The 9,517-nt window shown below is 70.6% G+C and carries 8 protein-coding genes; 6 read left to right on the top strand and 2 right to left on the bottom strand.

Features of this window, described 5'->3' with window-relative positions; genetic code table 11:
* The coding region (locus tag ACNFOC_RS44815) for a hypothetical protein (RefSeq protein WP_416964763.1) at nucleotides 1-522 on the bottom strand (522 nt) is incomplete at its 3' end.
* 238 nt (nucleotides 523-760) lie between these two features.
* Here ACNFOC_RS44815 and glmS point away from each other — a divergent pair.
* Nucleotides 761-2,608: a glutamine--fructose-6-phosphate transaminase (isomerizing) gene (gene glmS / locus ACNFOC_RS44810; RefSeq protein WP_416964762.1), complete on the top strand. Its 1,848-nt coding sequence runs from the start codon at nucleotides 761-763 to the stop codon at nucleotides 2,606-2,608.
* Between the two features lie 40 nt (nucleotides 2,609-2,648).
* On the opposite strand, the gene ACNFOC_RS44805 is transcribed toward glmS, so the two are convergent.
* Nucleotides 2,649-3,056, bottom strand: a complete 408-nt coding sequence (locus ACNFOC_RS44805; RefSeq protein ID WP_416964761.1) for a hypothetical protein — start codon at nucleotides 3,054-3,056, stop codon at nucleotides 2,649-2,651.
* 249 nt (nucleotides 3,057-3,305) lie between these two features.
* Here ACNFOC_RS44805 and ACNFOC_RS44800 point away from each other — a divergent pair, with 249 nt between their 5' ends.
* The 5 genes from ACNFOC_RS44800 to ACNFOC_RS44780 all read left to right on the top strand — a co-directional run.
* On the top strand, nucleotides 3,306-3,713 hold the full coding sequence (locus tag ACNFOC_RS44800) for a hypothetical protein (protein WP_416964760.1): 408 nt from the start codon (nucleotides 3,306-3,308) through the stop codon (nucleotides 3,711-3,713).
* A gap of 168 nt (nucleotides 3,714-3,881) precedes the next feature.
* Complete coding sequence (locus ACNFOC_RS44795; protein WP_416964759.1) at nucleotides 3,882-6,533, top strand: helix-turn-helix transcriptional regulator; 2,652 nt, start codon at nucleotides 3,882-3,884, stop codon at nucleotides 6,531-6,533.
* 104 nt (nucleotides 6,534-6,637) lie between these two features.
* Nucleotides 6,638-7,174: an RICIN domain-containing protein gene (locus tag ACNFOC_RS44790; RefSeq protein ID WP_416964758.1), complete on the top strand. Its 537-nt coding sequence runs from the start codon at nucleotides 6,638-6,640 to the stop codon at nucleotides 7,172-7,174.
* A gap of 32 nt (nucleotides 7,175-7,206) precedes the next feature.
* Entirely contained in the window at nucleotides 7,207-9,054 is a 1,848-nt protein-coding gene (locus ACNFOC_RS44785) for a hypothetical protein (protein WP_416964757.1), read from the top strand.
* A 111-nt stretch (nucleotides 9,055-9,165) separates the two neighbouring features.
* Nucleotides 9,166-9,517 (top strand): holo-ACP synthase (locus tag ACNFOC_RS44780; RefSeq protein ID WP_416964756.1); only part of this gene is annotated, 352 nt, incomplete at its 3' end.

Raw genomic sequence — 9,517 nt, 5'->3', positions numbered from 1 at the left:
GGGTGCGGGGTGTGCGAGGGGCTCGACGCGGGGCTGCTGCCGATGGACCGGCTGTTGAGCGGGCTTCCGCTGGTGGCCGTGCCGGCGGGACTGGGTGGGCGGCGGGTCGGACATCGTCCCGAGGACCAGGACGTGGTCCGGGTTCATGGTGTCGTTGTCCGGCTTCGCGACGACTCCCGACGACAGCAGGATGTCGATCAGCGCGCTCTGCATGTGCAGGCCGATCGTCCCGGGGTAGCGGACGATCGGCGCGGTGGGATCGCCGGCGGTGAGGGCGTCTACGGCTGCCTCGATCATCGCGGGGTCGCATCGCCAGCTCACGGACACCGGTGCTGATGCCGGTGTCGTCTCGGCGTCGGGCTCGACGTGGACCGCGGCGCCTGACCGGTCCGCCGTCTCGGGGGCGCCGTGGTGGAAGGCGGGGAGGCCGGCGCGCTGGAGAGCCCGGATCACCTGGTCGGCCAACTCGTGCCGGGCGGCGAGGACTTCAGGGGACGCGCGGGCGAAGCCGTAGTCGGACATGGACGGTCTGCTTCCCCCGGTCGCCGGTTCGGACTGGGCGCGGCCGGACTGGTCAGGATCCGCTATGGCCCGCGCCACCTTAGGCAGGCGCCGCGTGGCTTGCACAAGAGTGTCCGGTCCGGTCGGCAGGGGACGGCGCGAAGGACAGACTCGGCCGGTTGTCGATCATGGCCGTAATTTCCGAAATCGGGCACGAAGTGCCGTGTTCGGGCGGGGTTCGGCGCCTAGGCTGCGGCGCATGTGCGGAATCGTGGGATACGTGGGGTCGCAGTCGGCGCTTGATGTGGTGATGGCCGGGCTGAAGCGGCTGGAGTACCGGGGTTACGACTCGTCGGGTGTCGCCGTGCTCGCGGACGGCGGGCTGGCGGCGGCCAAGAGGGCGGGGAAACTCGTCAATCTGGAGAAGGAGCTGGTCGATCACCCGCTGCCGGCGGGGTCGACGGGCATCGGGCACACGCGCTGGGCCACGCACGGCGGGCCGACGGACGCGAACGCCCACCCGCATCTCGACAACGCGGGGCGCGTGGCGGTCGTCCACAACGGCATCATCGAGAACTTCGCCTGTCTGCGGGCCGAGTTGGCGGAGCGCGGGCACGATCTCGCCTCCGACACGGACACCGAGGTGGTCGCGCATCTGCTGGCCGAGGAGTTCTCGGGGTGCGCGGATCTGGCGGAGGCGATGCGGCAGGTGTGCCGGCGCCTGGAGGGCGCGTTCACGCTGGTCGCCGTGCACGCGGACGAGCCGGACGTGGTCGTCGGCGCCCGTCGCAACTCGCCGCTCGTCGTCGGTGTCGGCGAGGGTGAGGCCTTCCTCGCCTCCGACGTCGCCGCGTTCATCGCCCACACGCGCTCCGCGATCGAGCTGGGGCAGGACCAGGTCGTCGAGCTGCGCCGGGACGGGGTGACCGTCACCGGGTTCGACGGGGCTCCGGCCGAGGTCCGTTCGTACCACGTCGACTGGGACGCGTCCGCCGCGGAGAAGGGCGGCTACGACTACTTCATGCTGAAGGAGATCGCCGAGCAGCCGAAGGCGGTCGCCGACACGCTGCTGGGCCGCATCGACGCGTCCGGCCTGCTGTCTCTGGACGAAGTCCGCATCCCCGTCCATGAGTTGAGGGAGATCGACAAGGTCGTCATCGTCGCGTGCGGTACGGCCTTCCACGCCGGGCTGATCGCCAAGTACGCCATCGAGCACTGGACGCGGATCCCCTGCGAGGTGGAGCTGGCCAGCGAGTTCCGGTACCGGGATCCGATCCTGGGCGCGCGGTCGCTGGTGATCGCCATCTCGCAGTCCGGCGAGACGATGGACACGCTGATGGCGCTACGGCACGCGAGGGAGCAGGGCTCGAAAGTCCTGGCCATCTGCAACACCAACGGGTCGACGATTCCCCGTGAGTCGGACGCGGTGCTGTACACGCATGCCGGGCCCGAGGTCGCCGTGGCGTCGACGAAGGCGTTCCTGACGCAGCTGGTGGCGTGCTATCTGGTGGCGCTGTATCTCGGCCAGGTCCGCGGCACCAAGTGGGGCGACGAGATCCAGGCCGTCATCCGGGACCTGTCGCAGATCTCCTGCGAGGTCGAGCGGGTGCTGGAAACCATGGAGCCCGTACGGGAGTTGGCGCGGTCGGTGGCGTCGAAGAACACCGTGCTGTTCCTGGGCCGGCACGTGGGATACCCGGTGGCGCTCGAAGGCGCCCTGAAGCTCAAGGAGTTGGCGTACATGCACGCCGAGGGCTTCGCGGCGGGGGAGTTGAAGCACGGGCCCATCGCTCTGATCGAGGAGGGCATGCCGGTCGTCGTCGTGGTTCCGTCGCCGCGTGGGCGGTCGGTCATCCACGACAAACTCGTGTCCAACATCCAGGAGATCCGGGCGCGGGGTGCGATGACGATCGTGATCGCGGAGGAGGGGGACGAGACCGTCGCCCCGTACGCCGACCACTTGATCCGGATCCCGGCGACACCGACGCTGCTGCAACCGCTGGTCGCGACAGTGCCGTTGCAGGTGTTCGCCTGTGAGCTGGCTACGGCTCGGGGGAATGAAGTGGATCAGCCTCGGAATCTGGCGAAGTCGGTGACGGTGGAGTGAGGGGAGCGAGCTGGCTTCGGGGCCGGATTTAGGGTCGGCTTCAGGGCTTCTCCGAAGGGGGTGAAGGCTCCGGTCGGGAACGTGAGGGTGGGCCTGGCCGGGGTCTTTGCGTCGCGGATGTCAGGGCATCGGCGAGGCTTACGGCGGGGCAGCCCAACATCCCTGTCAGTACGCGGCGCTGACGTTGCGTCAGGCAGCCTACGAAGACCGCCGCGTCGGCGTTCGTCCGCTCGCAGAGTGTCGCCGCCTCGCGAACCTTCCCGTACGTCAGGAGAGTTCGCGAGGAATAGGGCAACGCCATCTTCCTGGCACCGCCGGCCGAGACCCCGCGCCGCTGCACGATCCGGCCCACGACCCGCGCACCGCGTTCCTCCAGCGTTCGCGCCGCCGCATCCATCAGCGCGGCCCAGTCCTTCTGCCTGCCGGAGAAATAGCCGACGATCACCACGTCGGCCCCCTCGACCTCAACTGCCCAGGCCGGAGCCTGGTGTTGGGCCGCCCTCGCCTTCGCCCCCGCTCCCGTGCGATGCGCGGGACGCCGGTCGCGCCTTCGGGCCTGATGCATGGGCTTCAGGCTAGTCGCGCTCCGCTGAAAGCGCGCTGAGGGCGTGCTGAAGGCGTCGTGAAACCGGGTGGGCGCAGGCTCTGTGTCAGAAGGAAGCCGACGCAGAACCGACGAACTCAGGAGCGCATCACCATGGGCATCAACCTCACCGACCAGGACAAGCTCACCCTCCGTACCGCCGCGTACGGCGCCGTCTCGCTGATGGCCGCCGCCGGTGCCGCCGGTTCGCCGCACAAGGTCGCCACCCAGGGCAGCATCGCCCTGGCCTCCGCGACCGGCCCGATCGGGTACGTGCTCGCCGAGAGGTCGAAGATCAAGGGCCTCGACGGCAAGTCCGTCGCCGAACTCGCCGACCGTGTCCTGCCGGCCCTGACCGAAGCCGTGAGCATCCTCAAGAAGCAGGACCCGGCCGAGGCCGACAACTTCCGCGGCACCGTCCTCGTCGCCCTCGAAGCGGGCACCCGCACCGGCAAGGACCAGTCCAGCCCCGTCATGGCCGACATGATCCGCAAGATCACCGGAGCTCTTGACGCCGCCTGATCCCGAGGTGCCCGGGACGCCCGAGGCACCCGGGACGCCGCTGGATTTCCGGCAGCCGCCCCCGCCTCCACGATGGCCCGAAACGCCACCCGACGACGAGCCCCGACCTGATGGGATGGGCTCGTGTCGAGCGGCATATGACAGGCCGTCGGGGACGGGGGAGCCGGGATGCGGGACTGGGCCGGGCGTTGGCCGTTGGTGGGGCGTGAGGCGGAGCTGGCGTACTTCGCCGCCGCGTTGGAGGACCAGGGATGTCGTGGATTCGTCGTCGGCGGAGCGGCCGGCGTGGGCAAGTCGCGGCTGGCGGAGGAGTGTCTGGAACGAGGCGCGGCCTCCGGGTTCCGGGTGGGGCGGGCCACCGCCAGTGTCGCGGCAGGAACCGTGCCGTTGGGAGCGATCGCCCATCTGCTGCCCGTCGGGGTCGACTTGTCCGACCCTGTCGCCGGATTCGCCGCCGTCGCACGGGAGTTGGCCTCCGGACCCGGGCGGAAGTGGGTGCTGTTCGTCGACGACATGCATCTGCTGGACGCCGCATCGGCCGTACTGCTGCGGCAGTTGATGGACACCGGCGCGCTGCTGCTGATCGGGACCGTGCGCACCGGTGAGCCGTACGGGGAGGCGGTCGCCGCGCTGCGGGGCGGGGACTCGGTGTACCGGGTCGATCTGACCGTGCTGAGTCCCGCGCAGGTTGAGGTGTTGTTGCAGGCCGCGCTCGGGCGGCCCGTCGCCCGAAGAACCCTGCACGAGCTGTCGGCGGCCAGCGGCGGCAACGTGCTCTACCTGCGTGAACTCGTCCTCGGTGCCCTCGCCGTCGGAAACCTGACCGAGGACGGGGAGATCTGGCAGCTCGTCGACGACCGGCTGCCTGGTACCGCCCGGCTGACCGAGATGATCGGCGCGCGGCTGGCCGCCGCCGCCCCCGAGGGACGCCCCGTACTCGAACTCCTCGCGCTGTGCGAGCCGTTGCCCCTGACGTACGCCGAAGCCCTCGCCCCGCCGCGGGTGACCGTGGCCCTGGAACAGGCGGGGCTGATCCGCGTCACACAGGACCGACGGCGTACGACGGTGTCGCTGGCCCACCCTTTGTACGGCGAAGTGCTGCGCGCCGGACTGCCGTTGCTGCGCCGCCGTGCCCTGCTCCTGGACCAGGCCGCCCGGGTCCAGGCGCGCGGCGCCCGGCGTCGCGGCGACCTGCTGCACATCGCGACCTGGCGGCTGGCCGCCACCGGCACCGCCGACCCGGCACTCCTCACGCAGGCCGCCCTACTCGCCCGCCACGCCCACGACTTACCCCGGACCGTCGCCCTGCTGGAAGCCCTGCCGGAGAAGCGCCGGACCACCGCCACCGAACTGCGGCTCGGCGAGGCCCTGTTCGAGCTCGGCCGCTGGCAGCAGGCCGAGGCGACGCTCGCCGGGGCCGACGCCCTCGCCGTCGACGAACAGGAACGGCTCGCGGTCGCCCTCGTCCGGACGACGAGCCTGCTGTGGAGCAACGCCCCCGTCGCCGAGGCGCTCGCCGTCAACGACGCGGCCCGCGAACGGATGAGCGCTCCGGCAGACCGCCGCAAACTCACGATCAACGAGGGGTTCCTACGGATCGTCGGTGGCCGGCCGGTCGAGGGGCTGGCCCTGCTGGAGGACCTGGAGACCGATGTCGGGGACGCTCCCGACGTCAACGCCTGGCTGCGCGGCGCCTGGATGAAGCCCGCCGCGCTGGCCCTGGTGGGCCGTACCGCCGAGGCCACCACCTGGGCCCGGCGCGCCCACGACGCGCACCGGCGGGTCCAGGAACGCGCCCTCGCCTCCCACCCCGCCTTCCAGCGCGTCCCGCTCGTCCTCGCGCTCACCGAAGCCGGTGTCCCGGCCGCCGAGGTCTGCCGGGCCGGCGAGCCGGCCTACGCCGAACTCACCGCGGCCGGTGCCCCGGTGCGGATCTGGCTGGCGCTCCTCCTCGGCCGTACGCACTGGCTGGCCGGTCATCCCGCGACCGCCCGCCGCTGGTGGGCCGAGGCCGCCACCGTGTCCCGCTCCATCGATCACGCGATGGCGTTACGGCCGGTGCTCGGCGGGCTCGCCGCGTGTGCGGCCGTACTGGGAGATCTCGACGCGGCCGAGGCCACGCTCGCCGAACATCGCGCGCTGCCGCCCGTGGAACCGGGAATGCTGTCCGCCGGGGAGGAACTCCTGGGCGAGGCCTGGCTGTTGGCCGCTCGGGGACAGCTGGGGCGGGCCCGGGCGGTGCTCGTCGAGGCCGCCGCCATCGCCCGCGCCTCCGGTCATGTGACCGGTGAGGCGCTGCTGTTGACCGATGCCGCCCGGCTCGGCGGAGCCAGAGAGGTCACCGGTCGGCTGACCGCGCTCGCCCGAGCATGTGACGGTGAACTCGCCCCTGCTCGGGCCGAGTTGGCGGAGGCGCTGGCCGCCGACGACCCCGAGCTGCTCCTCCTGGCCGCCGACGCGTGCCAGGTCGTGGGCGCGGATCTGCTCGCCGCCGAGGCGGCCACCGCCGCCGCGGCCGGCTGGCGCCGGGCGGACCGGCCCCGCCGCGCCGCCGCCGCCGACCGGCGGGCCGCCACGGCCCGGGTCCGCTGCGAGGGTGCCCGCACCCCCCTGCTGATCCTCGCCCGGGCCGCCGCGCCGCTCACCGCCCGCGAACGCGAGATCGCTCTGCTCGCCGCCGTCGGCAACACCAGCAAGGACATCGCCACAGTCCTGACCCTGTCGGTACGCACGGTCGACAACCACCTCCAGCACGCCTACGCCAAGCTCGGGGTGACCACCCGGCACGAACTGGCTCAGGAACTCGGGGTAGTTGAGTAACGGTTGCTCATCCCCCGCGAGCGCGGCGCGGACACGCTTGCCCACGGCGGCAACGTTGTCGCCGGACCACCCAGTTCTCGTCATCGGGGGATGACCCAATGGGCATGACCAACGCAACTCCGATACGTCCCGGCCGTGTTGCCGTCGCCGTCGCGACGGCGCTCGGCGCGAGCCTGCTCGGGCTCTCGACCGCCGCTGCTCAGCCACAGGCGGTGACCTACTACACGGTGACCAACTACAACAGCGGCAAGTGCCTGGACGTACCGGAATCCGCCACGGACGACGGGCACGGACTGGAGCAGTACGCCTGCAACGGCGGCCGGAACCAGCAGTGGGCGCTCCAGTCCACCGACAGTGGCTACTTTCTCCTCGTCAACCTCAACAGCGGCAAGTGCGCGGACGTCCGCGAGAAGAGCCTCGACAACAACGCCGTGGTGAACCAGTACGGCTGCACCAGCGCGAACAACCAGCAGTGGTTCCTGCGGGCCGCGCCGGCCGGTATCAACGGGGTCCAGCTCGTGGCCCGGCACAGCGCCAAGTGCATGGCCGTCGCGGGATCGAGCCAGTCCGACAAGGCCGGGATCGTTCAGTTCACCTGCGGTTCGGTGGCCGCGTACAACCAGTACTGGCAGTTCAACTGATGAGGCGGGCGCGAAGAACCATCCTCACTGTCGTGGTGGCGGTGTTGTGCGCGCTGGTGAGTCCCGCGGTCGGATGGGCGGACTCGGGCGGTGGACCATCCGCCGTAGCGGCATCGCCCGTCGCGGCGAAACGTCCGGCCTGGCAGGTGACGAGCGGTGTGCCGAGCCCGGGACTTCCGGCGCGGAAGGAAGACTCCGGCGCTTCGCCGTCGCTGCTGGCCTGTGACACGCACGCGGTCGGTGTCTGGGCCTACAAGGACCAGGCCGGTGTGCAGCACAACGGGATGAACGTGCAGGTCCAGGTGCGGGATCTGCTGACCGGCGCACTGATCTCCGGGCTCACGGACTCCAACGGCCACTTCGACATCTGTTTCACCGCCGCGCAGTTCACGCGGCTGTACGTCACGTTCAAGCTCGAGAACGGCGCGTGGCGGGTGCAGAACGGCACGGACGTCTACAACCGGAGTACGACGGTCCGCAACAACCCGGTGGCGGGCAGGACGGCGACCTTCGGCACCGTCGGTCCCGGCGACGGCGCGGCGGGCCACCGGGCCGCTCACGCCTTCGACGTGGCCAATGACGCGTGGCTGGGGATCCCGCACTCGAACGGCTGCTGGGATCCGAAGGACAGCACCTGTCGCCAGTTTCGGATCGACTGGTCGAACATCGGACCCGAGGACATGGATCACTACGACCAGGTGGGCAACGTGGTGCACCTGTCCCCCGGGACCCCGGACGCCCCGATGGAGGTCATGCACGAGATCGGCCACGCGCTGATGGACGACGTCTACAACGACGCGTTCCCGTCGACCGTGGGCTGTCCCAGTCCGCATGCTCCCGCCCAGGCCAGCACCGCCGTATGCGCGTGGATCGAGGGATGGGCGGACTTCTTCTCGCTGGCCATGAACCGCACCTCGGTCTATCGGTTCCGTAGCGGAACCTCGATCGATTTCGAGCCTCCGACCTGGGGGTTCAACGGTATCGGCAATGGTGACGTGACGGAGCAACGGGTCGTTGGGGCGTTGTGGGATCTCATGGACTTCCAGGTCGTCAATACCGAAATCTGGGACCAGCACAATGAGGTCTTCGGACTCGTCTTCTCCACGTTCGCGCATCACGTCAACACCACGTTGGCGTCGTTCTGGAGCAGTCGCGGTACGGACGGGTTCGACGTGTCCGACGACTCGCTGGGGTCGCTCTACCAGAACACGATCGACTACGGGTACCGCAGGCCCCTGATCGATGGCCGGGGCCAGTTCCTCCCCACGTTCACCTCTTCCACACCGGCGCAGAACTTCAGTCTCAACACCGCGGTCCAGTCGTGGTCCGTGGTCGCACTGCGGCCGTCGGCTCCGACCGACTTCGCCCTCACGCTGTACGACGACCGGGCGCAGACGGTGCGTCTCGGCAGCAGCTTCCTGGGCGGCCAGGCGGTCGATTTCGTCGCGATCGACTCGAATCTGCGGCCGGTGGGCGACTACTACCCACGCGTGACCCAGTTCCAGGGACCCGGTACCTTCACCATCGAGTCCGCGATGGGCTTCGACACCCTGGAGCCGGGGGCGCCCACCAGGTTCCACCTCGACGACTCGCAGGTCGCCGCCGTGCAGGACACGGCGCTGACCGCGGGTGTGCCGGTGACGATCACGCTGACCCCGGACAATCCGATCTCGGTGGCCGGCCTGTTCGTCATGGGCGACGATCCGGGCAATCCGTCGACGTTCGTCCAGAGCCGCAGCTCCGCGGTGGCGTCCGCCGTCGGGTCCAACTCCGGTGGGCAGCCGGTCTCGGTGACCTTCACACCGACCCGGACCGGCGAGTACGGCATCGTGACCACGTTCGACAACGTCGGCGGCGACTACACGCTGACGCGCAGCTGAACCGCGACGGGGGGAGGGGGTGGTACGTGGTCCCGGCCACGTACCACCCCCTCGCGGTGTTCGAGCGGGGACGCGCGGGGACGCGCAGGCCACGGCCTTAGGGTGCTCGGCATGAGCATCATCGGGGTTGGTATCGACGTGGCCGAGATCGACCGGTTCGCGGCGTCCCTGGCACGTACGCCCGGGATGGCCCAACGCCTCTTCCTGGACAGCGAGTTGCTGCTGCCGAGCGGGGAGCGCCGGGGCCCCGCGTCACTCGCCGCGCGCTTCGCCGCGAAGGAGGCGGTGGCGAAGGCGCTGGGCGCCCCGGCCGGACTGCTCTGGACGGACGCCGAGGTGTACGTCGAGGACAGCGGGCGGCCCCGGCTGCGGGTGACCGGGACGGTGGCGGCGCGCGCGGCCGAACTGGGGGTGCGGTCGTGGCACCTCTCGCTCAGCCACGACGCGGGGGTGGCCTCGGCGG

Source organism: Streptomyces colwelliae, assembly GCF_048158785.1.
In the GTDB taxonomy this organism is placed as follows: domain Bacteria; phylum Actinomycetota; class Actinomycetes; order Streptomycetales; family Streptomycetaceae; genus Streptomyces.
This window is presented reverse-complemented; position numbering and strand designations above follow the sequence as displayed.

What these genes read in the sequence shown, in the direction of transcription:
- glmS (WP_416964762.1), top strand. Translation starts at nt 761, where the DNA reads ATGTGCGGAATCGTGGGATACGTGGGGTCGCAGTCGGCGCTTGATGTG.
- ACNFOC_RS44795 (WP_416964759.1), top strand. Translation starts at nt 3,882, where the DNA reads ATGCGGGACTGGGCCGGGCGTTGGCCGTTGGTGGGGCGTGAGGCGGAG.
- ACNFOC_RS44790 (WP_416964758.1), top strand. Translation starts at nt 6,638, where the DNA reads ATGACCAACGCAACTCCGATACGTCCCGGCCGTGTTGCCGTCGCCGTC.
- ACNFOC_RS44800 (WP_416964760.1), top strand. Translation starts at nt 3,306, where the DNA reads ATGGGCATCAACCTCACCGACCAGGACAAGCTCACCCTCCGTACCGCC.